Raw genomic sequence first — 24,847 nt, 5'->3', positions numbered from 1 at the left:
AGCCGCGTTCGCACCGTCTGGATCCGAGTGAGCTAGCACTCGGAGGCGAGCCAGCCCTCCTGCGCATTACCATCGGCCGCCGGCCTGCGATCAGTGCGCGGGCGCGGCCGACAGCCGGATTTCCACTCCAAAACCGCGGCCGTCGAGCCCGACACCGCAACTGACCCGTCCGCCATGCGACGCGACCACCCGTTCGACCAGCGACAGGCCCATGCCAATGCCCTGCGTGCGGTGTCCGTTTTCCGCTCGGTAGAACCGCTCGAAGACCCGCTCGCGCTGATCCTCGGGGATGCCCGGACCATCGTCAGCGACGATCAGGATTGCAGTCCGCGCGTCTCCGTCGCCCTCGACCCGGGTCTCCAACCGTACGCGCGTGCCGGGACCTCCATGACAGAGGGCGTTGTCCAGCAGGTTACGGACCATGATCCCGAGATCGTCGATGTCCCCGCGCACCGGCGCGTGGCGGGTCTCGACTTCGATCGACCGGCCACCCCGTTGCGCAAGCAGCGCGAACTCGTCGGCCACCATCCCGGCGACCAGCGCCAGATCGACATCCTGTGGACGCGCGCTGGCCCCTGCGGCATCCACCCGCGCGGAGTCCAGCAGCTGCTGCGCCAGTCGGGAGGCACGCTCGATCCCGGCGATCAGGTGGGCGAGCGCCTCGCGCGCCTCCTCGCGATTCCCCGCGTGCTGCAGCACCTGCGCTTGGGCCAGCAGCGCGGCCAACGGCGTGCGCAACTCATGCGCGGCCTCCCCGAGGAACTCACGTTCATGCTGCAGCGCCTGCCCAAGTCGGGTCATCGACACGTTGAATGCCCGTACCAGGGGCGCGAACTCCGTGGGCAAGCCGATTTCCGGCAACGGTGCAAGGTCCAGCGGTGGACGTGCGGCGAGCGATTCACTGACCCGCCTCACAGGGCGCAGCGACCACCGGATCACCAGCCAGACCGCTGCGCCGAACAGGGCGATCAGTGCCAACGCCGCACCGAGGCTGGCACGGAACCAGCGCCGCAGCTCCATCTTGATCGCGGACTCCGGCACGCCAACCTGGAACTGGACACGGCGCTGCGCATCGCTGGCCGCGTACACACGCCACGGCACGCCGCCCACCACGGGCCTGGTGAAACCTTCCACGAACCCGGGCGCCAGCGCGTGATCCGGCGCGGTGCGCGACGAAAGCAACCGGCGATGCGTGCCCAGTTCCCAGGCCTGAAAGGCGAGCGTATCGAACTTGCCGCCAACGGCCGCCCGCCAGGGCGGCGCGGCCAGCTCGAACCGATGCTGCGGTCCGGCCGTGGTGATATCGGTCGGCAGCGACTGCAGCAACTGCTCGGCCACATTGCGCAGCATGCCATCGACGTCACCAACCTGGTGCGCGGACATCTGCCGGTACTGCAGCGCAAACCAGCCCCCCCACGTGGCGAGCAGCACGAACGCCAGCGCAATCAGCAAGCGGGTGCTCAGCGCGCGCATCAGTCCTCGTCCCCGACGCGATAGCCGAAGCCGAGCTCTGTCACCACCACTTCGTCGCCAAGCTTGCGCCGCAACTGGTGCACGTAGACCGCGACCGTGTTGCTGCCGATCTCAGCGTCCCCGCCATAGAGACGGTCCTGCAACTGATCCCGGCTGAGTACCCGCCCCTGCGACTCGAACAGCGCCAACAGGATGCGGAACTCGTGCGCGCTGAGGCCGACGCGCTGGCCGCCTCGGGTCACGGTTCGCGCAGCCGGATCGATCTCGACATCGCGCCATCGCAGCACCGGGGTCACCACGCCGCGACTGCGCCGAAGCACCGCGCGCAACCGCGCCAGCATCTCGTCGCGCTGAAAGGGCTTGACGATGTAGTCGTCGGCACCCGCGTCCAGGCCTCGCACTCGATCACTGAGCTGATCGCGCGCGGTGATGATCAGCACCGGCGTTGGATCGTAGCGATCACGCATCGTCGCCAGGACGTCCAGCCCGGAACCGCCAGGCAGTCCGAGGTCGAGCAGCACCGCGACGAAGGCGTGGTCGACCAGCGCCAGCCGCGCAAATCTCGCGTCCTCGCAATGGACGACGCGCCAGCCTTCCTGGCTGAGCGCCGACGTCAATGCACGGCCGAGCATTTGATCGTCTTCGACGAGGAGGATCGCATCCATGGGGGCGGCCAGAAAGGAAGGGGCGGCGATGTTGCTATGCGGGAATTAAAACCGCATTAAAGGCCACGTTCAAAGCGTATTTCGAGTCACGCCCACGCGCCGATCGCCTTAAACGCAAATTAATCGCGGCGCAAAACACTGCGGCATCCCCACTCTTCAGCCGCCAACGCCCATGCACGTGACTCCCTCCATTCCGTTCGGCAAGCAACGGAACAAGCGCCACGGCGAAGTCGCCGCATTCGGTTCCCGACGTCCCCACATCACGGGCGCAGGCGTCGAAGGGACCGCGCACAAAACGCTTTCCAGGTGGCGAGCCTACATCGCCGCAGTGGGCACATTGCTCTTGTCTGCGTGCGCAGGGGGCAGCCCGATCGCCCAGGGGCAACCCAAGCCGGATTGGGGCCTGGCCGACATGCCCTCGCAGGACGGGCGCATCGTCCTGGTCACAGGCGGCACCAGCGGCATTGGCTACGAGAGCGCCAAGGCGTTGGCCGCTGCTGGCGCGCGTGTCGTGATCGCATCGCATAGCAGCCTGGAGCGGGGCGAAGACGTGCTCGCGAGCATCCGCCAAGACGCGCCAAACGCGCAGGTGCAGTACGAGAAGTTCGACCTGGCCGACCTGGCTTCCGTCCGCGCACTGGCCGAGCGCCTCAATGCAACGCTGCCCCGCCTCGATGTGCTGATCAACAACGCGGGGATCATGGAGCCGCCGGAGCGTGGGGTCTCGGAGGACGGCTTGGAGATGCAGTTCGCCGTCAACTATCTCGGCCACTTCGCCCTGACCGAGAGGTTGCTGCCGCTGTTGCGCAAATCCGACGCGCCGCGCGTGGTCACCCTGTCCAGTATCGCCGCGCGCCGCGGCGCGGCGATTCACTTCGAGGATCTCCAGTTCGAGCAGGACTACGACCCCGGCGATGCCTATCGACAGTCCAAGCTGGCCTGCCTGATGTTCGCGTTCGAACTGCAGCGCCGTAGCGATGCATCTGGCTGGGGCCTGCGGAGCATCGCATCCCATCCGGGGGTTTCACGCACCAACCTCCAGGTCAACAACGGCGTGGTCCGCCGCACCCTGGGGAGATTCATCCTGCAGCCGGCTGCGCGCGGCGCGCTGCCGACCTTGTACGCCGCTACCGCGCCCGATGCGCGCGGCGGAAGCTACTACGGACCAACCGGCGTCATGGAAATGCGCGGATCGCTGGGTTTCGCACGCGTGCCCGAGGCCGCGACGGATGCCCGGACAAGCACGCGCTTGTGGCGCATCAGCGAACAACTCAGCGGCACGCCTTACCCCTCGCGCGCTTCCGACTAATGCCGCAACGCGGCTTTCCTCCGAATCAGGACCTTCTCCCATGAATCAGACCGTGACCACGGCGCGGCGGCGTCCCCGCCTGCTGCATCACCTGTTCAACCTTCGACGCGAGGAGATCGGCCCGGTCGTGATCGCGGCATTGTTCTTCTTCTGCGTGCTGACCGCGCTGATGTTGTTGCGACCGGCGCGCGACGCATTGGGCATGGAACGCGGAATCGAGAGCATCCGCTGGCTGTTCCTCGGCACAGCGGCGGTCACGCTGGCGGTGAATCCGCTGTTCGGCTGGTTGGTCAGCCGACTGAAGCGGCTGCAGTTCATCGGCGTGACCTATGGATTCTTCGTGCTGAGCCTGGTGGGCTTCTGGGCGCTCCTGACGTTCGCACCAGAAGCGGTGGGCCAGCGCAGCGGACAGGTGTTCTACGTCTGGTTCAGCGTATTCAATCTGTTCGTCACCATGGTGTTCTGGGCGTTGCTGGCCGACCGCTTCACCAGCGACCAGGGCAAGCGCTTCTTCGCCCTGATCTCGGTGGGCGGCACGCTCGGCGCAATCTTCGGTCCCTGGCTCACCTCGCAACTGGCACAGCCACTGGGCACCCCGAGTATGCTCCTGGTTGCCGGCGGTTTCCTGCTGCTCGCCGTTGCAGCGGCCTGGTGGCTCGTGCGCTATGCGCCCGACCGCACCGGACCGGATGTCACCGTCGCGGCGGGTGGACTCCCTGGCGAAGTCGAGCGCATCGGCGGCAGCGCCTGGGCGGGCCTGCGCGCGGTGTTCCAGTCGCGTTATCTCACCGGCATCGCCAGCTACGTCCTGCTGATGACCGTGGTCGCGACGGTGATCTATTTCACCCGCCTGCAAATGGTCGCGGCGGTGTCGGACAGCATGGATGCGCGCGCGGCGATCCTGGGCAACATCGACATGTGGACGCAGATCGCGGTGCTGGGCCTCCAGCTCACCTTGACGGGGAAGATCATTCAGCGCTTCGGTCTCGGCATAGCGCTGGCGATCCTGCCGATCGTCACCGCGCTCGGTTTCATCGGGCTGGCGATCTACGGCTCATTCGCTGTGCTGATCCTGCTGGAGGCAGCCAACCGTTCGGTCCAGCGCGGCATCACCCGGCCTGCGCGCGAAGCGCTGTTTACCGTCGTCAGCCGCGAAGAGAAGTACAAGGCCAAGGCCTTCGTCGACACGTTCATGTACCGCACCGGCGATGTGGTCGGCGCGCAGACCGAAGGCGGTCTGGGACGGCTGGGTCTGGCCGTCGGTGGGCTGGTCGGCGTGGTCGTTCCGCTGGCGCTGGTGTGGGCGGCCCTCGGTCTCTGGCTCGGCCGCGCTCAACTGCAACGCGTGGCGGCGCCAGCGCCTGAAAGCACCGCGCCTGTGCCTGCAAACCCCGCCGGCGACACCCCCGTCCCCCTCATAGCCCGCACCACGCCCCGCTCCGTGCGACCGAGGCGGCCCAGGCCATTCGAACTCTGACCGTCGGGATTCCGACCCTTGCCCCAAGGAACCACTGCATGAACATGACCTCACGCGCGCTCGTGAAGCTCGCACTTCTCGCTCTTCCGGCCACCGCGTTTGCCCAAGAGCTGCCTGCACCCTCAGGGAACTGGTCGGTCGGCGCCGGCGTGGCCGTCATCGACAGCCCCTATGCGGGCGAGGGATCGCGCGTCCGGCCGTTTCCGCTGGTCAGCTATGACGGAACGCACGTTTTCCTCCGCGGGACGTCCGGCGGCGTACACCTGTACCAATCCCGTCGTTTCACGTTCGACGCGATCTTGTCCGCCCGGATGGACGGCTTCGACATCCACGACCTGGGGCGTTCGGAGCTTCTGGCCAACGGCGTGGAAGCCAGCCTGCTGAGCGATCGCGACGATGGTCTGGACGCTGGCCTCCGCGCGACCTTCGGCTCGACGTGGGGGGCGATCTCGCTTGAGGCCGTCCATGACATCACCGATACCAGCGACGGTTACGAGATTTCCCTCGACTACCGCTACACCTGGCTGTTCGACGGCGCCACGCTCACGGCCAACGTGGGCGCCAGCCGGATGTCCTCGGATCTTGCGGGCTATTACTTCGGAATCCTGGACGAAGAGGTCGCGCGCGGCGTCACCGCGTATTCGCCTGGATCAGCGGTTGTTCCGAAGATCGGCCTGATGACGACGCATGCGATCGGATCGACGCAATGGCAGCTGCTCGGGGCAGTCGAGTACCAGTTCCTGCCCAGCGAGATCAGCGACAGCCCACTGCTGGAGTCGGACCACGATGGAGCTGGCCGCCATCGCAACAACGGGATCGGGCGCCTGGTCCTGGGCCTGAGCAGGCGCTTCTGAGAAAGCCTCGATCTTGATGCGCGCGAGCCATCGGACGCGTTGCCGAGACATGCCCGGCGCCAAGCAGGTTCCATCCCCGTCCCCCTGGCCGGCCAGGACCGACATCAAAGTCGAGCCGCGGATCGTCAGCTGCCAACGCGACACAGACCACCAACCGTGTCACCCCTCCTTCAATGCATCCATCTCCTACCAACCGTGAGGACCGACCAATGATCCACTTACCGCAAACGAACGACACGCGCGCAACGCGTTCCGGATGGCGCAGCCACTTGGCCGCCTTTGGCGTGCTGCTGGGCTACGCGCTCTCTTCAGGCACCGCGCTGGCGCAGAGCCCACCCAAATCCGACTGGAGCTTGGCCGACATGCCCTCCCAGGCCGGTCGCATCGTCCTGATCACCGGAGGCACCAGCGGCATGGGCTTCGAGGACGCCAAGGCGCTGGCAGCCGCGGGCGCACAGGTGATCATCGCCGCACGCAACCCCCAACGCGGCCAGCAGGCGATCGATCAGATCAGGCAGGCGGTCCCCGAGGCCCAGGTCCAGTTCGAGCACGTCGATCTCGCCGACCTGTCTTCGGTTCGGTCCCTGGCCGGGCGCCTTGGCACCACGTTGCCCAGGTTGGATGGCCTGATCAATAACGCCGCGATCATGGCGCCGCCGGAACGCGGCACCTCCGTTGACGGCTTCGAGCTGCAGTTTGCCACCAACTACCTTGGCCATTTCGTGCTGACCGCCGAGTTGCTGCCGCTGCTGCGCAAAAGTGCTGCTCCCCGCGTGGTCACGCTGTCCAGCATCGCCGTCCACAAGGGCGGCATCCATTTCGATGACCTGCAGTCCACGCAGGCTTATGTGCCGATGGTCGCCTATGCCCAGTCAAAGCTGGCCTGTCTGATGTTCGCATTCGAACTGCAACGGCGTAGCGACGCGGCTGGCTGGGGCATTCGCAGCGTTGCCGCTCATCCCGGTGTCGCGGTGACCGAGCTGGTTGCGCGCGGCCCGGGCCTGGACAGCGCCCAGGGTCGTCAGTGGTCCGCCATGCGCGAGCACCTCCAGACCGCGGCCCAGGGCGCCGTGCCCACGCTGTACGCCGCCACTGCGCCCGAGGCGCAAGGTGGCGCCTACTACGGCCCGATCGGTGACCGCGAGATCCGCGGCCCGCTCGGCCTTGCGACAGTCCCCGCCGCCGCCAAGGACTCGGCAGCGTCGGCTCAGTTGTGGGCGGTCTCCGAAGAAATCACCGGCGTGCGCTTCCCCGCGCTGCGCCGTTGATCGCCACTTCACCCAAGCGCTCCCCTGCCCGCCTCCCGGACGCGACTGTGGCCGGGAGGCCCCATGAGCCGAACCGAAATGTCGACAGCCTCGCGTCGCTCACGCCCGTGGCAGGCCATGTTCAACCTCCGCCGCGGAGAAGGGGGACAGGTGCTGACCGCCGCGCTGTGCCTGTTCTTCGTACTGACGGCATTGATGCTGTTGCGACCGGCGCGCGACGCGCTGGGCCTGGAACACGGGATCGAAAGCGTGCGCTCGCTCATCGCCGTGACGGCGGTGGTGACGCTGGCGATGAATCCGCTGTTCGGATGGGTGGTCGGTCGCCTGAAGCGGTCGCAGGTCATCGGCGCCACTTACGGCTTCCTGGCGCTGAGCCTGTTGGGATTCTGGGGCCTGATGACATTTGCGCCGGGAGGCGTGGCAGCGGTGAGCAGCCAGGTGTTCTACGTCTGGTTCAACGTGTTCAACCTGTTTGCGACGATGGTGTTCTGGGCATTGCTAGCCGACCACTTCACCAGCGATCAGGGCAAGCGCTTCTTCGCCCTGGTCTCGGTGGGCGGCACGCTCGGCGCGATCTTCGGCCCCTGGCTCACGTCGGTGTTGGCCCCATCGCTGGGCACGTCCAGCCTGCTGCTGGTCGCCAGTGGCTTTCTGCTGCTGGGCATGCTGGCTGCCTGGCTGCTGCAGTGGATCGCGCCGGGCCGGGCGATCGAGGACGGCGTTGGGCCACCGTCACGTTCAGAGGAGCGCGGGCGCATCGGCGGCAGCGCCTGGGCCGGCATCCGCTCGGTGCTCGGCTCCCCCTATCTGTGCGGCGTCGCTGGCTACGTCCTGCTGACGGCGGTGATGGTGACGTTCGTGTATTTCACCCGGTTGCAGATGGTCGAGGCGATCGCCGACGACTTGGACATGAGGACGGCGATCCTCGGCAAGATCGACATGTGGACGCATGTGGCGGTGCTGATGCTGCAGCTCACCCTGGCCAGCAGGATCATCAAACGCTTCGGCCTGGGCCTCACGCTGGCGCTCCTGCCCGTGACCACCGCGTTGGGCTTCCTCGGGCTGGCGGTCTACGGCTCCTTCCTGGGTCTGGTCCTGCTGGAAGCAGGGACCCGTGCGGTGCAGCGTGGTATTGCCCAGCCAGCGCGCGAGGCGCTGTTCACCGTGGTCGACCGTGAAGACAAGTACAAGGCCAAGGCCCTCATCGACACCTTCGTCTATCGCGCAGGCGACGTGGTCGGTGCGCAGACCGAGGGCGCGCTGAGTCGGCTGGGGATGGCGATGGGCGGCTTGGTTGGTGCGGTGCTGCCGCTGGCATTGGGATGGATGGCGCTCGCCCTGTGGGTGGGGCGTGCACAGGCTCGACGCTCTGCACGGCCATCGGCGGACACCGCGTCCGGTGGCTCCTGCGGTCAACACGACCGGTCCATCCTGCGCTCGCCGCACGCGGTGAGCCGGGGCGTCCGGGTTTCGAGCAGCACCAGGACGATCGATACGCCCCAGCCGCCCGGCAAGCGGTTCGATGTCCAGGCGCGCGAATCAACCCCATGACCCAATGCGCGCCCGAGTCGGCGACCGGACCACGGGATCCATGACCCGCAGCACTCGGGACAACATGCAAGCCGCCATCACTGGATTGCGCCTCGTGCACACGGCCGACCGGACCGATCGACCCACGCCAGGCAGGCCCCGGGGAATCTCTTCCTTGTCACGAAACGTGTGGTCCGACGGCTTGCCCATCAGAGCGTTGGCTTCGGCCGAGGACCGAGGGTCCAAGACCTTCGCACCAGCCGGAAACCGACCCTGCACCAGCGCACCGTCCACGCAGGCCGTGGCTGGCTCGCCCGGACGATGCCGGCCGCCGCACGTTGGCGCCGCGGAGCGCAGCCCTGGCCCAGCGAAGCCGCCAGGAAGCGCGCCGACCGGTTGCCTCTTTCAAGCGTCCGGCCCCTTGGCGATATTCGCCAAGAGGTCAGACAGGCCCCGGCGTTCTGACCGCCGCGGCCACTTCAGTCACTGCTGCCCGAAGAACCACCGGAACTCGGCGCCGGTGAACTGGCGGCCGGTGCGGTGGCAGCCGGCGTCGAACTGCCACCACTGTTTCCTTCGACCAGGTTGCGCTTCTTGTCGCCGTCCTTCTTGAAGTCGGTCTCGTACCAGCCCCCCCCGGCCAGCCGGAACGACGGCGCGGTGACCTGTCGCTTCACCGTGGGCGCCCCACAGCTGGGGCAGGTGTCTGGGTCGGCATCGGAGAGCTTCTGCAAACGGTCGAAGCTGTGGCCGCAGGTGGTGCATTGGAAGGCGTAGATCGGCATGGCAGTGAAGTGGTCAGGCAAACGCGAGAGGTCGCAACGGTGGGGCCTGCGGGCCGCCGAATCAAGCGGTACGGTCGGTGCGGCCGCTGTCCTCAGGCAACGGACCGTCGTCGGCGACCTCCGGCGCTGACCTGGCGGTCTGCGACCCCGGGCTCGGCATCGGCGGCGGGGGATTGACCACGCCGCCGGCTGGGGCCCGGCTGGCGTGCCATTCGGAGGTCCCCGGCGCCATCAGGGTCGACGCCGCTCCGCCGGCCGCCGGAGCGAGGTGCTCGGGCTCGTTCTCCACCGGATCGACGTCGAACGGGGTGCGGAACACCAGCGAGGGCAGCAGGGTGGTCAGTGCCGCGTACAGCAGCAGCCCGCCGAACAGCGCGTCGGACACATGAAAGCGATCGCGCAGGATGCCGGCCAGGACCAGGGTGAAGATCAGGGTCGGCGCCAGCGCCGTGCCCACGCGCAGGCCGGTGGAAAACGCCTCGCCAAACATCAGCTTGCGCTGCACGCAGATCACCCCGACCCGCAGCGGCAGCACCACCGCCGTCAGCGCCAGGCCGATCCCCAGCGCCTCCAGGCTTAGCGCGCCGGCCGGTACCTTGGTGCCGGCATTGAAGAAATAGAACGGCACGAAGAAGCTGGCGAACAGGCGCACCGCGTGCAGATTGTCGTGGGAGGCCAGCTTGGGCATGCGCTGGCGCAGCAGGCGCGCGACCAGGCCGGTGATGAACGCGCCGACCAGGTAATACACGCCCAGCGAATAGGTGATGTAGGCCGCGATCACGCCCACCATCACCAGCAGCGAGAACTCCGAGCCCGGCGAATGCGGCAGCACCCAGCGCCCCAGGGCCACGAACAGCAGCGGCAGGCCAAGCAGCATGGCCAGCAGCGCCAGCGAGGAGCCGGCGATCTGCAGCGGCGGATTGGCCGCCTGCAGGACCACGAACAGGCTGACCAGGGCCAGCAGTTCGCCGGCGATGGCCTTGTTGGTGACCCAGAACTGCTCTTTCTCGTCCAGGCCCAGGCGCCCCAGGGTGTCGATGATGAAGCCCGTGGATGGGGTCAACAGCGCCAGGGCCAGCAGTCCGGACGCCTGCCAGGACAGATGCGCATAGCGCCAGCCCAGCCAGCCCACCGCCAGCAGGGTGAGCAGGCGAATGACCAGGTGGATCACCAGCGGCCACAGCCCCCGGCGCAGCGCCTTGAGTTCCACCTCCAGCCCGGCGAACAGGAACAGCGAGGAGATGCCCAGCGTGGCCAGTAGGGCCACCACCTCATCGTGCGACTTGCGGCCCAGGACCAGCATCGCGGCCACCCCGAACAGCAGGCAGGTCAGCGGCGCCGGCAGCTTGAACTGCTGCAGGAAACGCGGGATGACCAGCAGGCCAAAGATCAGCAGCAGATAGACAAGTTCGGGGCTCACGACGGGGCTTTCATCCTGGCAAGGGGCATGATGGTCTAGGTCGCGTTGCCCCACGGCAAGCCCCGGGGACAGGACAGGCGCGGCGATCCCGCCGGCACGCGAGGACGCGCAAGGCGCCGGAACACGCCGATGCCGACGCGGCAGACACGCCACTTTTTCAATACGAATCAATATGTTATGATCTCCGCGGTGACCGGCACCCTTTTCCCGAGCAGGTCGCACTGATGCTGCGGCTCACGACTCTCATGCTGGGCGTTGCCCTGTTGCTGACGGGCAGCGGGCTGCTGGGTACGTTGCTGGCGGTCCGCGGGACCGAGGCCGGTTTTGACGACCGCACGCTGGGACTGGTGATGTCCGGCTACTTTGCGGGCTTCTTTTTCGGCACTTTCATCGGCCCGCCGCTGATCCGCCGGATCGGGCACATCCGCGCGTTTTCCTTCTTTGCTGCGCTGGCGGCCATCGCCGTGCTGCTGCATCCGGTCTGGGTCCATGCCTGGACCTGGGGAGTGTTGCGGCTGATCACCGGCATCGCGCTGGTCGGCCTGTACACCACCATCGAGAGCTGGTTCAACGCCGAGCCCGATGCCAGTCGCCGGGCCCGGGTGTTCTCGTTGTACATGATGATCAATCTGTCCGCGCTGGCACTGGGGCAGGTACTGTTCGGCTGGGGCGGCATGGCCCACGCCACGCTGTTCACCCTGGCGGCCATCCTGGTCTGCGCGGCAGTGATGTCGGTCAGCGCCACCCGCGCCGAGCAGCCGCAGATTCCGCAGATGTCGCGCTTCACCATGCGCCAGCTCTATGCGCTGGCGCCGGCGGCCACGGTCGGCGCGGCCCTGTCCGGCCTGGCGATGGGCGCCTTCTGGGGCCTGTCGCCGGTGTATGCCGGGCGCGTGGGCCTGGATACGCGCGGGGTGGCGATGTTCATGCTGGCCGCCATCGTCGGCGGCGCCCTGCTGCAGGTGCCGCTGGGCCGGATCAGCAATGGCCGCGACCGCCGCGCGGCGTTGGCACTGGTCGCGCTGGCCGCGGCCGGCGTGGCCCTGTGCATGCTGCTGCCGGGCGTCCAACACGAGCACCGCTGGCTGTTCGGCCTGTACTTCCTGTTCGGCGGTCTGGCGTTTTCGATGTATCCGTTCGCCGTGGCCCACATGCTGGACTACCTGCCACGCGAGCATCTGCTGTCGGGCTGCTCGAGCCTGCTGCTGGTCAACGGCGTCGGCTCGGCCATCGGCCCGGCCCTGGCTGGCGGCGCCATGCAGCGCTTCGGCCCGCAGGCCTTGCCGATGTACTTCGCGGTGATGCTGCTGGCTTTGGCGGCCTATCTGCTGGCCCGCCTGCGCTTTGCCCGCCACCGCGCCTTCGAGGCGCCCTTCCGCCCGATGCTGCGCACCACCCCTTCCGCCCTGGAACTCATGCCCGAGACCGAAACCCCTTCGCCTTCATAAAGAGGACTTCCATTGAGTGAATTGACCGCCAACGCACGCAACACCTCACCCCGCTCCACCCAGGCCCGGCCCGAGCCGAAACTGATCCTGGCCACCGACCTGGATGGCACCTTCCTGGCGGGCAGCCCCGACCAGCGCCACCGCCTCTACCGGCTGGTCGACCAGCATCCCGAGATCTGCCTGATCTTCATCACCGGCCGCGGGCTGGAAGCGGTCATGCCGCTGCTGACCGACCCGGCCATCCCCCGCCCCGACTACGTGGTCTGCGACGTTGGCGCGACCGTGGTCGACGGGCACAGCCTGCTGCCGCTGCAGCCCCTGCAGTCCAAGATCGACGGACGCTGGCCGGGCGAACAGACCGTGGCCCAAGCCATGCGCGCCTTCCCCGCCCTGGTCCGCCAGGACGTGCCGCAGGAGCGTCGCTGCTCGTACTTCTGCGATCCCGAAACGCTGACCCAGCTGCGCCCGCAGATCGAAGAAGCCGTGGGACAGCTGGGCTGCTCGGTGCTGTACTCGGCCGACCGCTACCTGGACGTCCTGCCGCCGGACACCGACAAGGGCCGCACGCTCAAGGCCTTGTCCAAGCAGCTCAAGCTGCCCCGCGACAAGGTCCTGGTGGCCGGCGACACCCTCAACGACCTGTCGATGTACATGGCCGGCTTCCGCGGTGTCTGCGTGGGCGACTCGGAGCCGGCGCTGATCGAGGCCACCGGCTCGCTCAGCGATGTGCTGCACGCCGAGCAGCCCGGCTGCGGCGGCATCCTGGAGGCGATCAACCATTTCAAGCTGCTGGCCAAGGACGACCCCTACCTGCCGGTCTCGCGCACCGCGCCGACCGGCAAGGCCGAGCTGCTGATGGTCTACCACCGCCTGCCCTACGAGGAATTCTTCGAGGACGGCGAGGTGGTGCGCCGCCAGCCCAAGTCGCCCAACGGCATCATTCCCTCGCTGCTGGGGTTCTTCCAGGGCGGGCAGACCGGCTCGTGGGTGGCCTGGAGCATCGACGACCCCAAGCGTGGGCCGTTCCAGACCCACACCACGGTCGATGAGAAATATCCCAACCTGACGGCCGCGCGCGTTCCGCTGAGCAAGCAGGAGGTGGACATCTTCTACAAGCGCTTCAGCAAGGAAGCGTTCTGGCCGATGCTGCACGTGTTCTGGGAACGCGCCAAGTTCCGCGAGGACGACTGGCAGGTATTCCTCAAGGTCAACCGCAAGTTCGCCGAGGCCACCGCCGCCGAGGCGGCCGAGGGCGCGACCATCTGGATCCACGATTACAACCTGTGGATGGTGCCGGCCTACCTGCGCGAGATGCGCCCGGACGTGAAGATCGCCTTCTTCCACCACACCTACTTCCCCTCGGCCGACGTGTTCAACGTGGTGCCCTGGCGCAAGGAGATCATCGGCAGCCTGCTGTCGTGCGACTACGTGGGTTTCCACATTCCGCGCCAGGTGGAGAACTTCGTGGACGTGGTGCGCGGCGTGGCCCCGGTCGAACGGCTGCGCAGCGAAAGCTGCGCGCCGCGCTTCCTCACCTACGGCTGCGCGGTGGGCCTGGACACGATGACCACCCGCCTGCGCGTGGCCGGACGCGAGGTGGCGTTGGGCGCGCATCCGGTCGGCACCGATCTGCGCCGAATCAAGGACGTGCTGTCCAATCCGGACGTGCGCAACAATATCTACAAGCTGCGCCGTGAGATCGGCGCCCGCAAGCTGGTGCTGTCGGTCGAGCGCCTGGACTACACCAAGGGCACCCTGGCCAAGCTGGAAGCCTTCGAGCGACTGCTCGAGTCGCATCCCCACCTGTACAACAAGGTCACCTTGTTGATGATCTGCGTGCCGGCGGCCAAGGAAATGACCGTCTACCGCCAGCTGCAGAACCAGATCGAGCAGGCCGTGGGCCGCATCAACGGCCGCTTCGCTCAGTTGGACTGGACGCCGGTGCGCTTCTTTGCCCAGGCCTTCCCGTTCGCGGAGGTGGTGGCGCATTACGCCGCCGCCCAGGTCATGTGGATCACCCCGCTGCGCGACGGCCTGAACCTCGTCGGCAAGGAATTCGTGGCGACCCAGGGCATCGAAGGCGGCAACGGCATCCTGGTGCTGAGCGAGTTCGCCGGCGCGGCCGCCGAGCTCAAGGGCGCGGTGCTGACCAACCCGCACGACCAGGCCGACCTGACCGCCGCGCTGTCCCAGGCCCTGCAGATGCCCGACGACGAGGCCGGTGACCGCCTGCGCCAGCTCTACGACATCGTCGAGTACTACGACGTGGATCGCTGGGGCCAGGAGTTCCTGGAGGCGGTGCGCGCCTCGACCACGCCGGCCCTCAGCGGGCCCACCGGCAAGAAGAAGGCCCGGACCTTCGCCCAGCAGCGCCACCACGCCGCCTGATCGCGATCGACCAGGCAGCTGCGACGGGGCCGGCACATGCCGGCCCCTTTGTTTTCCGCGTGCCGCCATGGATTACCATCGGCGGCATGCGTCAGGACGACACCCGCCGGCCGATCGCCGCGCGCAACACCGGATGGGCCAGGCGCCTGAGCATGGCCCTGGCCGCGTCTTCGATCACCCCCAACCAGATCTCCCTGCTGAGCATCGTATTTGCCGCCATGGGCGCGGCCATGCTGGCCTGGGTGGCCATCCCGCCGGGCCTGCTGTTGGCGGCGGTGTGCATCCAGCTGCGCCTGGTGTGCAACCTGCTCGATGGCATGGTCGCGGTGGAAGGCGGACGCGGAACGGCCACCGGCCCGCTCTACAACGAGTTCCCCGATCGCGTCGCCGATACCCTGCTGCTGGTCGCGCTGGGCCATGCCTGCGGCCGTCCCTGGCTGGGCTGGCTGTGCGCCGTGCTGGCAGTCCTGACCGCCTATGTGCGCGTCTCCGGCGGCGCGCTGGGCCTGGCCCAAGATTTTCGTGGTCCCATGGCCAAGCCGCACCGCATGGCCGTGCTGACCGCCGGGTGCGTGATCGGCGCGCTGGAGATCTGGCTGCATGGCACGCGCTGGACGCTGCTGGTGGCCGCGGTTCTGATCGCTGCTGGCGCCGCAGCCACCTGCATGACCCGCAGCGTGGCCATCGCCCGCGCCCTGCGCGCGCGCGGGTCGGCGTGATCGACCGATTGCTGGTGGCGATCGGCAAGGCGCTGATCGGCGCCTCGCCCCGCTGGATCGGCAGCCATCCGGTGCCGAGCCAGCGGGTCTATTTCGCCAACCACGGCAGTCACCTGGATACGCTGGCGCTGTGGTCGGCGCTGCCACCGCCGCTGCGCCGGCGCACCCGCCCGGTGGCCGCGCGCGACTACTGGGGCGGCGGCGGGCTCAGGGGCCTGATCGCCGGACCCGGGTTGAACGTGGTGCTGATCGACCGCCGCCGCCAGGACCAGGACACCGATCCTCTGCAGCCGCTGTACGACGCGATCGAGGCCGGCGACTCGCTGATCCTGTTCCCCGAAGGCACGCGCAATCTGGAGCGCGACCTGCTGCCGTTCAAGTCCGGGCTCTACCACCTGGCCTATCGCTATCCCGAGGTCGAGCTGGTCGCCGTGCACCTGGACAATGCACGCCGCAGCCTGCCCAAGGGCAGCCTGCTGCCGGTGCCCCTGATCTGCACCGTGCGCTTCGGCCCGGCGCTGCGCCTGGAGCCGGGCGAAGACAAGGCCGCCTTCCTGACGCGTGCCCGCGATGCCGTGCAGGCGCTCGCTCCGCAGGCCTGACCCGCGCGAGGATGACGCTGCCCATGGACGCCCTGCCCTTCAACGGATTCCTCCGCGCCGCGATCGCCCAGGCGCCGCCCCGGTTCTGGTGGATGATCGGCGGGGTGATGGCCCTGCTGCTGGTGGCCTCGGCCATCGGCTGGGTACTGGGCCGACGCAGGCCCGGCACGGTCGTGGACAACCTCAACGCGCGCATCAACGCCTGGTGGGTGATGGTCGCGGTGCTGCTGGTGTGCTTTCTGATCGGCAAGGTCGCCACCCTGGCGCTGTATGCGCTGCTGTCGTGCTTCGCGCTGCGCGAGTTCTTCACCTTGACCCCCACCCGGCGTGGCGACCACCTGGCGCTGTGCCTGTGCTTTTACGTGGCCGTGCCGCTGCAGTACTGGTTGATCGGGATCGGCTGGTACGGGCTGTTCGTCATCTGCATCCCGGTTTACGGCTTCCTGCTGCTGCCGGCGGTGACCGCCCTGCAGGGCGAGACCGAGAACTTCCTGGAGCGCAACACCAAGGTGCAGTGGGGCCTGATGCTGTGCGTGTACTGCCTGAGCCACGCGCCGGCCCTGATGCTGCTGCACATCCCCGGCTACGAAGGGCAGAACCTGCTGTTGCTGTTCTACCTGCTGCTGGTGGTGCAGCTGTCCGACGTGCTGCAGTACGTGTTCGGCAAGCTGTTCGGCAAGCGCCTGCTGGCGCCGAAGGTCAGCCCCTCCAAGACGGTCGAGGGCCTGGTCGGTGGTGGCCTGTCGGCCGCGGCGATCGGCGCCGCGCTGTGGTGGGTCACCCCGTTCACCCCACTGCAGTCGGCGCTGCTGTCGCTGCTCATCGTGCTGTGCGGATTCCTGGGCGGGCTGGCGCTATCGGCCACCAAGCGCAGCCTGGGGGCCAAGGACTGGGGCACGATGATCGAAGGCCACGGCGGCGCGCTGGATCGGCTGGATTCGGTGGTCTTCGCCGCGCCGGTGTTCTTCCACGTGGTGCGCTACGCGTTCCAGTAAACCAAGCCGTATAGTCCCTCAGTAGAACGCCGTCTGCCCGACGCGCCAGCTGGCCCAGGCCAGCAGCAGGACCACCACGACCTGGCCGGCGCGTGCCCCATGGACCTGGGGAACGCGCACCAACAGGCGGATCCCGACCAGGGCGAAGGCCACCGCGCACAGGAAGGCGATGCGCATGCCCGACAGATACGCCGTCGGCGAGAACCCCATCATGCCCAGCGACGCCAGCCCCAGGAGCAACACGCCTCCCATCCGTGCCGCTTCGCGCGGACGCGGCCAGAACGCGACGGCACAGGCCACCACCAGTGCGCCCACGCTCCCCGCCGCCCAGGCGCTGCGCAGATAGCGGGACAGCTGCCATGTCGCCTCGCCATCCAGCCTGGCCGGCAGCAGGGCGTACAGCGGCTGGCCCGGCACGCCTGGCAGCCACAGCAGCACCTGCGCCAGGGCGATGAGCAGGACCACCGCCAGCACCACGCGCAGGCCACGCGCCAGGGGGCTGCCCCACAGCAGCAGCAAGGCCAGCACCTCCATCACCGTCGCCAGATAGTTGCGCGGGTCGGCGAAGGCCCGCCCGATCAAGCCCAGCCCGATGCGCAGCTTGTCCCAGACATCCTGGTCGGCGAAGTTGGGAAAGCGCATTCCCTGTTCCTGCAGATAGCGCACCGCGTTGCCCGGCGCGCTCAGGGCGAAGGCCGCGTTGGCGCACAACAGCAGCACCTGCGCCAGGTCCCAGCCATTCCAGCGCCCCTGGCGCATCCGCCAGATGAACAGGCCCAGCGTCAGCGGCACCAGGACCAGGGCCAGCTGGTCGCAATACGCCGCCAGCATGGCCGACAGGCAACAGCCCAGGCGCTGCGGCCAGCCGCACGGGGTGCGGTCGACCAGCGGCACCAGCGACCACAGTCCCAGCGCGACCGGCCACAGGTAGTTGAGCGCGCCGGTCAGCCACCAGGCCGCCTCGAAGGTGATCTGCGGGGTCATCGACACGAACAGCGCGAACGCCAGCGTCATCGCACCGTCCTGCGACAGCCCGGTGCCGACGCGCGCCAGCCGCCCCATCGCATGGCACAACAGCAGCACCATCAGCGCGTTGAGCGCGCGCCACACCCAGGTGTGGTGGACCAGCACCACCAGCACGGCCTCGATCGGCAGGCGGCCGGTCCACGTGTGATAGCGATGCACCAGATAGTCATGCAGCGTGTACTGCGACAGCATCGTGGCGAAGTAACGATCGTCGGCGATGGGAGCGTCGCCCACGCCGAACAGGTGGATGCAGGCCACCGACGCCAGCACCCAGGCCAGTCCCCACGCCGGCCAGCGCACGCCTGCCCGGGTCATCGTGCGGGCTCCGGACAGGCAAGCGGCAGCAGCACGCGATCGCCACCTTCGCGCCAGTCGACGAACAGGTGCGCGCCCTGTGCCTGGACGCCCGCGGTTGCCAGGTCGAGCGAGGCGGCGAACCCCGGCGCGTGATAGTTCACCGTATCGCCGGTGCGCGCGTGGACCGTGTCTGTCAGGTCCGGGCGCTCAAGCCAGGCCGTCTTCAATGCCACCACCCGCCCGTCGGCCAGGCGCATGACCACCCGGCTGTGGGTCAGCGGCCAACCGCGCCCCTTATGCACGACCCAGCCGCGCACCAAGACCGCCTCCGGCCCTAGGCGACAGGCTTCGGTGGCGTGCAGGAAGGCCGGTGGCACCGCGACCGTGGCCCCCTCCAGCCGTACTTCCGGCGCGGCGTTGTCCCGCAGGTACAGCCCCAGATACAGCGCCGGGAACGCCAACGCACAGGCGATCAGTGCCGCCAGGGCCCAACGGTCCAGCAATGGCGAGGCATCCGCGGAGGGGGGCATGGAGGCTGGGCGCTGGGACAGTGGGGGCCGGCTACAATGGTCGCATGTCCCTCCTGCAACTTTCCCGCGTCGACTACAGCGTCGGCGGCCCGCTGCTGCTCGAACACGTCGAGCTGTCCATCGAATCCAACGAGCGCGTGTGCATCGTCGGGCGCAACGGCGCCGGCAAGTCCACCCTGATGAAGCTCATCGCCGGCGAACTGCACGCCGACGATGGCGAGGTGCGCCTGCAATCCGGCACCGTGGTCGCGCGCATGGCCCAGGAAGTGCCCCCGGACACGGCAGGCAGCATCTTCGACGTGGTCGCCGAAGGCCTGGGCGCGCTGGGCCAGATGCTGGCCGACTACCACCACGCCCTGCACGCCGGAGACATGGAGGCCATGGGCCGCGCCCAGACCCTGATCGAGGACAACAACGCCTGGGACCTGGACCGTCGCGTGCAGGCCACCCTGGACCGGCTGGAACTCGATGGGGAATCGGATTTCGCCGGCCTGTCCGGCGGCATGAAGCGCCGGGTGCTGCTGGCCCAGGCCCTGGTGCGCGCACCGGACATCCTGCTGCTGGACGAACCGACCAACCACCTGGACATCGAGGCCATCGACTGGCTGGAAGGCTTTCTCAAGTCCTTCGAGGGCAGCCTGATCTTCGTCACCCATGACCGCAGCTTCCTGCGCAACCTGGCCACGCGCATCGTCGAGATCGACCGCGGCCAGGTCACCAGCTGGCCGGGCGACTACGACAACTACCTGCGTCGGCGCGAGGAGCGCCTGCATGCCGAGGCGCAGGAGAACGCACGCTTCGACAAGCTGCTGGCCCAGGAGGAAGTCTGGATCCGGCAGGGCATCAAGGCCCGCCGCACCCGCAACGAAGGCCGCGTGACCGCGCTCAAGGCCATGCGCAACGAGCGCGCCAAGCGCCGCGAGCTGACCGGCAACGTGCGCATGGAAACGGCCACCGCCCAGTCCTCCGGCAAGAAGGTCATCAGCGCCGAGCACATCACCCACGGCTATGCCGGGCGCGTGCTGCTGGACGAGGTGTCGGTCAACATCATGCGCGGCGACCGGGTCGGCATCATCGGGCCCAATGGTTCGGGCAAGTCCACCCTGCTGAAGATCCTGCTGGGCGAACTGGTCCCGCAGCAGGGCGAAGTGGAGCTGGGCACCAACCTGCAGATCGCCTACTTCGACCAGCACCGCAGCCAGCTGGACGAGACCCGCAACGCGCTGGAGAACGTCGCCCAGGGCACCGACTTCGTCGAGATCAACGGCGCGCGCAAGCACATCATCGGCTACCTGCAGGATTTCCTGTTCTCGCCCGAACGCGCCCGCGCGCCGATCACCCGCCTGTCCGGCGGCGAGCGTAACCGCCTGCTGCTGGCCAAGTTGTTCGCCCAGCCTTCCAACCTGCTGGTCATGGACGAACCGACCAACGACCTGGACGTGGAGACCCTGGAGCTGCTCGAAGAGCTGCTGGCCGACTACACCGGCACGCTGCTGCTGGTCAGCCACGACCGCGACTTCATCGACAACGTGGTCACCAGCACCCTGGTGCTGGAAGGCGAGGGCCGGGTCGGCGATTACGTGGGCGGCTACAACGACTGGCTGCGCCAGCGCCCGCGCGGCAAGGCCGGCTTCGACAGCAACGCCAGGCAGACCGACCGCAGCGTGACCGAGCAGGTGGTCGCGGCCAACGCGGCGGCGGCGCAGGCGCCGGCCGCACCGGCCGCACCAAAGAAGAAGCTCAGCTTCAAGGACCAGCGCGAGCTGGAACAGCTGCCGGGCCAGATCGAGCGGCTGGAAGCGGCCATCGCCGCGCGCACCGAGGCGATGGCCCAGCCGGCGTTCTTCCAGCAGGACAGCGCCACCATCGTGGCCGAAAACGAGGCCCTGGCCGGCCTCCACGCCGAACTGGAAACCGCCTACGCCCGCTGGAGCGAACTGGACGGCTGAACCCCGACACCGCCCGCCCCTTCGCGCGGCGGTGTTGACCCGGCGGCACGCCGTGTTACGTTCGCGCGCACGGACATTGGCATGACGCAAACAGAACCGGCCCTAGACTAGCGGGTCTGTTTTCACTGTCTTGCGAGGCCATGCCATGTCATCCGTCCCTTCCCTTGAAATGCTCGACGGCCGCACCATCCCGCAGTTCGGCCTGGGCGTGTGGCAGACGCCTGCCGACGAGACCGCGCGCGTGGTCGGCGAGTCGTTCAAGCTGGGCTACCGCCACATCGACACCGCCGCCATCTACAAGAACGAGGAAGGCGTCGGCCAGGCCATTGCCGAGTCCTCGCTCAAGCGCGATGAGCTGTTCATCACCACCAAGCTGTGGAATGAGGACCAGGGCTACGACAGCACGCTCAAGGCGCTGGACACCAGCCTGGCCAAGCTCAAACTGGACTATGTCGACCTCTACCTGATCCACTGGCCGTGCCCGGCCAATGGCAAGTTCGTGGACAGCTGGAAGGCGATGATCGCCGCGCGCGATGCCGGCAAGGTCAAGTCGATCGGCGTGTCCAACTTCCGCGTCGAGGATATCGAGCACCTGGCCGCACAGACCGGCGTGCTGCCGGTGGTCAACCAGATCGAGCTGCACCCGCTGCTGCAGCAGTCTGCGCTGCGCGACTACGGCCAGACCCACGGCATCCTGACCGAAGCCTGGAGCCCACTCGCGCAGGGCGGCGAACTGCTGGACAACCCGATCCTCAAGGACATCGCCGACCGCCACGGCAAGACCGCCGCCCAGGTGATCCTGCGCTGGCACATCCAGCTGGGCAACGTCGTGTTCCCCAAGTCGGTCAATCCGGCGCGCCTGCAGGAAAACATCGACGTGTTCGACTTCAAGCTGAGCCTGGAGGACATGGCCGCCATCGCCAGCCTGGACGCCGGCAAGCGCCGCGGCCCGGACCCGTCCGAGCTCAATTGAGTGATGGGTGATGCTGCATTAAAGAAGCCGCCTTCGGGCGGCTTCTTTGTGCCTGTGCCATGCCTGAGTGTCGGCCCTGAAAACGCCGCAACTCATGCAACGCAGGACCGCCCGTAGAGCGGAGCTCGCTCCGCTAGAGCTTTCCCGACCACCTGGCCGGAAGGCAGCGGAGCAAGCTCCGCTCTACGCAGGAGCGGCGGCAACCGATCCCATGTGGCGCGCTCACCTGGTGTTCTGCAAGCCCTGCAACACGCCGTTGACGCCGGCCATCCAGCGCAGACCGTAGAGCGGAGCTCGCTCCGCTAAGGCTTTCCCAACCACCTGACCGGAGGGCAGCGGAGCAAGCTCCGCTCTACAACAGGAGCGGCGGCAAACCGATCCCACGTGGCGCCGCCCTCAGCCGGTGTTCTGCACGCCCTGCGACACGCCGTTGACGCTGGCCACCAGCGCGCGCAGCAACGCATCGTCCTCGCGGCCCGCAGCGCGCCAGCGCTTGAGCAGGTCGACCTGCAGCAGGCTCATCGGGTCGATGTAGGGGTTGCGCAGGCGGATGGACAGATCCAGCCGCTGATCGTGGGACAGCAGGCTCTTGTGCCCGGTCAGCTTGAGCAGCCACTGCTGGGTCAGTGCATGCTCTGCCTCGATGCGCGGAAAGAACTGCGCATGCAGCTCGCCGGACAGCTGCGAGAACAGCGCCGCGATGCCCAGGTCGCCCTTGGCCAGCACCATGGCAATGTCATCCCAGAAAGTCCGCACGAACGCCCAGTCGCGGCCCATCTCGCGCACCGCGTCCTCGCCGAACGCATCCACCGCCGCCGCCAGGCCGCTGCCGACGCCATACCAGCCGGGAATCGTGGAGCGCGCCTGGCTCCAGGAGAACACCCAGGGGATCGCCCGCAGGTTATCCAGCCCCGCGTCCTGCCCCAGACGGCGCGACGGACGCGAGCCCAGGGTCATGCGTTCGATCACGTCGATCGGCGTGGCCGTGCGGAAGTAGTCCATGAAGCCCTTGGCCCCGACGAAGTCCAGGTAGGCGCGATTGCTGGCCTGAGACATGGTGTCCATGATCTGGCGCCACTGCGCCTCGCGCGGCTCGGGCGGGCGCGGGCGGATGCTGGAGACCATCACCGCCCCCAGGGATTGCTCCAGCGAGCGCACCGCCAGCGCGCGGATGCCGTACTTGCGATGGATGACCTCACCCTGTTCGGTCACCCGCAGGCGGCCATCGACGCTGCCGCGCGGCGAGGCGTCGACCGCTCGGGTGGTCTTGCCGCCGCCGCGGCTGATCGAACCGCCGCGGCCATGGAAGAACGTCAGCTTGATGCCCAGCGTCTGCGCGGCCTCCAGCAGTTCCACCTGGCCGCGCTGCAGGCCCCAGCGCGAAGCCGTGGTGCCGCCGTCCTTGCCGCTGTCCGAATATCCCAGCATCACCATCTGGGTGTCGCCGCGCGCGGCCAGGTGCTGGCGATAGACCGGGTCGGCGGCCAGGTCGCGCAGCACGTCCGGGCCTTGGCGCAGGTCCTCGACCGTCTCGAACAGGGGCGCGATGTCCAGCGGCACCTGGTCGTTGTCGTCGACCAATCCACCGCGACGCGCCAGGGCCAGCACGGTCAGCACGTCGGCCCGGCTGTGGGCCATGGAGATGATGTAGGCGCCCAGCGCATCCGGACCGTGCAGGCGCCGGGCCTCGCTCAGCGCGGCGAACACCGCGTCCAGGCGTGGATTGCCCTCTTCCTCGCTCGCGGGCAGCGGCTCGGCACCGGAGGCGGCACCGGCCAGGCGAGTGGCCTGGTCGGCCGCGTCGCGGCTGGCCCAGTCCGCATCGCCCAGGGCCGCGGCCACCGCGCGCGCATGCACCGAGGATTCCTGGCGCACGTCCAGGCGCGCCAGATGGAAGCCGAACGTGCGCAGGCGCCAATCCAGGCGCCGCATGGCGAACCAACCGGCATGCACGCCGCGATGGGTTTCCAGGCTGCGCAGCACCAGCGCGATGTCCTCGGCGAACGCCGCCGGCCCGGCATAGCCGGCCTGGGTTTCGTCCAGCGTGGCCTGTAGGCGCGCGCGCATGAGGTCCAGCAGCAGGCGATACGGCATGTCGGCGTGGCGCGGCCGCGCCTTGGCCGCCGCCTCCGGCAGCAGGTCCTGGTAGTCCTGCACCCGCTGCAGGACCTCGGGCGAGACGCCCACCAGCGTGGTCGACTGGCTGAGCAGGCCGGCCAGCGACTTCAGCTCGCCCTGGTAGCGACGCAGGATCGCATGGCGCTGCGCGCGCAGGGTCGAGGCGATGGTGGTGGCGTCCACGTTCGGGTTGCCGTCCATGTCCCCGCCCACCCAGGTGCCAAAACGCAGCACCCGGGGCAGGTCCGGCGCGCTGCCGTAGACCTCGTTGAAGGCATGCTCCAGCGACTCGTAGAACACCGGCATCACCCGGTACAGCACTTCGGTCAGGTAGAAGCCGACGTGCTCACGCTCGTCGGCCACGGTCGGCCGCACCGGGGAGGAATCGGCGGTCTGCCAGGCGGCCGTCAGGGCCATGCGGAAGCGCGCCGCATCAATGGCCGCCTCGCCGGGCGTGCGGCTGTCGTCCAGGCCGTTGACCAGGCTGGCGACCATCATGTGCTCCTTCTCCAGCAGCGCCCGGCGCACGGCCTCGGTCGGGTGCGCGGTGAAGACCGGCTCCAGGTCGATCCGGGCCAGCCACGCCGTGGCCTCGGCCAGGTCCACGCCCTGCTCCTTGAGCTTGCGCAGGCTCGCTTCCAGGCCTTCGGGCTGCGGCGCGCTACCCAACCTCTGGTAGTCGCGGCGGCGGCGGATGCGATGCACGCGCTCGGCGATGTTGACCACCTGAAAATACGCACTGAAGGCCCGGATCAGCGACTCGGCCTGCTCGGCCGGCATGTCGGCCAGGCGCTGGGCCAGGTGCTCGGTGGTCTCACCTTTTTGGCGCCGGGCGATGGCAGAGGTGCGGATGCGCTCGACCTGCTCCAGAAAAGCGTCGGACACCTGCTCGGCCAGCATCTCGCCGACCAGCGCGCCCAGGCGGCGCACGTCGTCGCGCAGCGGCAGATCCGGGGCGGCGAACTCGGAGATCGAAGACGATGTCGACACAGTTGCAGATGAATTCATCGCGGTGGCCACT

At 68.2% G+C, this 24,847-nt stretch carries 19 protein-coding genes; 12 read left to right on the top strand and 7 right to left on the bottom strand.

Annotated elements, in window-relative coordinates; translation table 11 throughout:
* Nucleotides 1–90 precede the first annotated feature (90 nt).
* Both ACORQU_RS12160 and ACORQU_RS12155 read right to left on the bottom strand, forming a co-directional pair.
* Nucleotides 91–1,473, bottom strand: coding sequence for a sensor histidine kinase (locus ACORQU_RS12160; RefSeq protein WP_491641424.1), 1,383 nt, complete (start codon nt 1,471–1,473; stop codon nt 91–93).
* On the bottom strand, nt 1,473–2,138 hold the full coding sequence (locus ACORQU_RS12155) for a response regulator transcription factor (protein WP_491641423.1): 666 nt from the start codon (nt 2,136–2,138) through the stop codon (nt 1,473–1,475). The genes ACORQU_RS12160 and ACORQU_RS12155 overlap by 1 nt, the downstream gene beginning before the upstream one ends.
* A 337-nt stretch (nt 2,139–2,475) precedes the next feature.
* On the opposite strand from ACORQU_RS12155, the gene ACORQU_RS12150 reads away from it, so the two are divergent.
* The 5 genes from ACORQU_RS12150 (at nt 2,476) to ACORQU_RS12130 (ending at nt 8,597) form a co-directional block, all read left to right on the top strand.
* The gene (locus ACORQU_RS12150; RefSeq protein ID WP_491641422.1) at nt 2,476–3,447 is read left to right on the top strand and encodes an oxidoreductase; all 972 of its coding nucleotides are present in this window, start codon (nt 2,476–2,478) and stop codon (nt 3,445–3,447) included.
* A 40-nt stretch (nt 3,448–3,487) separates the two neighbouring features.
* The gene (locus tag ACORQU_RS12145; RefSeq protein ID WP_491641421.1) at nt 3,488–4,924 is read left to right on the top strand and encodes an NTP/NDP exchange transporter; all 1,437 of its coding nucleotides are present in this window, start codon (nt 3,488–3,490) and stop codon (nt 4,922–4,924) included.
* 38 nt (nt 4,925–4,962) lie between these two features.
* The gene (locus tag ACORQU_RS12140) at nt 4,963–5,778 is read left to right on the top strand and encodes a MipA/OmpV family protein (RefSeq protein ID WP_491641420.1); all 816 of its coding nucleotides are present in this window, start codon (nt 4,963–4,965) and stop codon (nt 5,776–5,778) included.
* A gap of 269 nt (nt 5,779–6,047) precedes the next feature.
* The gene (locus ACORQU_RS12135; RefSeq protein ID WP_491641419.1) at nt 6,048–7,046 is read left to right on the top strand and encodes an SDR family oxidoreductase; all 999 of its coding nucleotides are present in this window, start codon (nt 6,048–6,050) and stop codon (nt 7,044–7,046) included.
* Nucleotides 7,047–7,163: 117 nt separating this feature from the next.
* Nucleotides 7,164–8,597, top strand: a complete 1,434-nt coding sequence (locus tag ACORQU_RS12130; protein WP_491641417.1) for an NTP/NDP exchange transporter — start codon at nt 7,164–7,166, stop codon at nt 8,595–8,597.
* 458 nt (nt 8,598–9,055) lie between these two features.
* Here ACORQU_RS12130 and ACORQU_RS12125 read toward each other — a convergent pair whose 3' ends face one another.
* A complete protein-coding gene (locus tag ACORQU_RS12125; protein WP_491641416.1) occupies nt 9,056–9,361 on the bottom strand; it encodes an FmdB family zinc ribbon protein in 306 nt (101 codons plus the stop codon).
* Nucleotides 9,362–9,422: 61 nt separating this feature from the next.
* Nucleotides 9,423–10,781, bottom strand: coding sequence for a cation:proton antiporter (locus ACORQU_RS12120; protein ID WP_491641415.1), 1,359 nt, complete (start codon nt 10,779–10,781; stop codon nt 9,423–9,425).
* A 224-nt stretch (nt 10,782–11,005) separates the two neighbouring features.
* On the opposite strand from ACORQU_RS12120, the gene ACORQU_RS12115 reads away from it, so the two are divergent.
* From ACORQU_RS12115 to ACORQU_RS12095, 5 genes are all read left to right on the top strand, one after another.
* Nucleotides 11,006–12,229: an MFS transporter gene (locus tag ACORQU_RS12115; RefSeq protein WP_491641414.1), complete on the top strand. Its 1,224-nt coding sequence runs from the start codon at nt 11,006–11,008 to the stop codon at nt 12,227–12,229.
* A gap of 12 nt (nt 12,230–12,241) precedes the next feature.
* Nucleotides 12,242–14,617, top strand: coding sequence for a glucosylglycerol-phosphate synthase (gene ggpS / locus ACORQU_RS12110; RefSeq protein ID WP_491641413.1), 2,376 nt, complete (start codon nt 12,242–12,244; stop codon nt 14,615–14,617).
* A gap of 59 nt (nt 14,618–14,676) precedes the next feature.
* Nucleotides 14,677–15,336 carry a CDP-alcohol phosphatidyltransferase family protein gene (locus ACORQU_RS12105; protein WP_491641412.1) on the top strand — a complete coding sequence of 220 codons (660 nt, stop codon included), beginning with the start codon at nt 14,677–14,679 and terminating at the stop codon, nt 15,334–15,336.
* The gene (locus ACORQU_RS12100) at nt 15,333–15,938 is read left to right on the top strand and encodes a lysophospholipid acyltransferase family protein (protein WP_491641411.1); all 606 of its coding nucleotides are present in this window, start codon (nt 15,333–15,335) and stop codon (nt 15,936–15,938) included. The genes ACORQU_RS12105 and ACORQU_RS12100 overlap by 4 nt, the downstream gene beginning before the upstream one ends.
* 92 nt (nt 15,939–16,030) lie before the next feature.
* Entirely contained in the window at nt 16,031–16,933 is a 903-nt protein-coding gene (locus ACORQU_RS12095) for a phosphatidate cytidylyltransferase (RefSeq protein WP_491645099.1), read from the top strand.
* Nucleotides 16,934–16,951: 18 nt separating this feature from the next.
* Here ACORQU_RS12095 and ACORQU_RS12090 read toward each other — a convergent pair whose 3' ends face one another.
* Nucleotides 16,952–18,274, bottom strand: coding sequence for a DUF6056 family protein (locus tag ACORQU_RS12090; protein WP_491641410.1), 1,323 nt, complete (start codon nt 18,272–18,274; stop codon nt 16,952–16,954).
* Entirely contained in the window at nt 18,271–18,786 is a 516-nt protein-coding gene (locus ACORQU_RS12085; protein ID WP_491641409.1) for a hypothetical protein, read from the bottom strand. Before ACORQU_RS12085 ends, ACORQU_RS12090 begins: the two co-directional genes overlap by 4 nt.
* Nucleotides 18,787–18,830: 44 nt before the next feature.
* On the opposite strand from ACORQU_RS12085, the gene ACORQU_RS12080 reads away from it, so the two are divergent.
* Both ACORQU_RS12080 and ACORQU_RS12075 read left to right on the top strand, forming a co-directional pair.
* Nucleotides 18,831–20,735, top strand: a complete 1,905-nt coding sequence (locus ACORQU_RS12080; RefSeq protein ID WP_491641408.1) for an ATP-binding cassette domain-containing protein — start codon at nt 18,831–18,833, stop codon at nt 20,733–20,735.
* 145 nt (nt 20,736–20,880) lie between these two features.
* Nucleotides 20,881–21,708 (top strand): aldo/keto reductase, encoded by an 828-nt coding sequence (locus tag ACORQU_RS12075; RefSeq protein WP_491641407.1) that lies wholly within the window; start codon nt 20,881–20,883, stop codon nt 21,706–21,708.
* A gap of 396 nt (nt 21,709–22,104) precedes the next feature.
* Here ACORQU_RS12075 and ppc read toward each other — a convergent pair whose 3' ends face one another.
* Nucleotides 22,105–24,834 carry a phosphoenolpyruvate carboxylase gene (ppc, locus tag ACORQU_RS12070; RefSeq protein ID WP_491641406.1) on the bottom strand — a complete coding sequence of 910 codons (2,730 nt, stop codon included), beginning with the start codon at nt 24,832–24,834 and terminating at the stop codon, nt 22,105–22,107.
* Nucleotides 24,835–24,847: the final 13 nt, after the last annotated feature.

The organism is Pseudoxanthomonas sp. JC1303, assembly GCF_058448525.1.
Note: the sequence above shows the minus strand (reverse complement) of the source record. Positions and strands in the feature narration are given on the sequence as shown.

Bases quoted from the DNA above. Each gene is read 5' to 3' on its own strand.
- ACORQU_RS12125 (WP_491641416.1), bottom strand. From the start codon at position 9,361: ATGCCGATCTACGCCTTCCAATGCACCACCTGCGGCCACAGCTTCGAC.
- ACORQU_RS12160 (WP_491641424.1), bottom strand. From the start codon at position 1,473: ATGCGCGCGCTGAGCACCCGCTTGCTGATTGCGCTGGCGTTCGTGCTG.
- ACORQU_RS12095 (WP_491645099.1), top strand. From the start codon at position 16,031: ATGATCGGCGGGGTGATGGCCCTGCTGCTGGTGGCCTCGGCCATCGGC.
- ACORQU_RS12115 (WP_491641414.1), top strand. From the start codon at position 11,006: ATGCTGCGGCTCACGACTCTCATGCTGGGCGTTGCCCTGTTGCTGACG.
- ACORQU_RS12090 (WP_491641410.1), bottom strand. From the start codon at position 18,274: ATGACCCGGGCAGGCGTGCGCTGGCCGGCGTGGGGACTGGCCTGGGTG.
- ACORQU_RS12080 (WP_491641408.1), top strand. From the start codon at position 18,831: ATGTCCCTCCTGCAACTTTCCCGCGTCGACTACAGCGTCGGCGGCCCG.
- ACORQU_RS12140 (WP_491641420.1), top strand. From the start codon at position 4,963: ATGAACATGACCTCACGCGCGCTCGTGAAGCTCGCACTTCTCGCTCTT.
- ACORQU_RS12075 (WP_491641407.1), top strand. From the start codon at position 20,881: ATGTCATCCGTCCCTTCCCTTGAAATGCTCGACGGCCGCACCATCCCG.
- ACORQU_RS12130 (WP_491641417.1), top strand. From the start codon at position 7,164: ATGTTCAACCTCCGCCGCGGAGAAGGGGGACAGGTGCTGACCGCCGCG.
- ppc (WP_491641406.1), bottom strand. From the start codon at position 24,834: ATGAATTCATCTGCAACTGTGTCGACATCGTCTTCGATCTCCGAGTTC.
- ACORQU_RS12085 (WP_491641409.1), bottom strand. From the start codon at position 18,786: ATGCCCCCCTCCGCGGATGCCTCGCCATTGCTGGACCGTTGGGCCCTG.
- ACORQU_RS12155 (WP_491641423.1), bottom strand. From the start codon at position 2,138: ATGGATGCGATCCTCCTCGTCGAAGACGATCAAATGCTCGGCCGTGCA.
- ACORQU_RS12145 (WP_491641421.1), top strand. From the start codon at position 3,488: ATGAATCAGACCGTGACCACGGCGCGGCGGCGTCCCCGCCTGCTGCAT.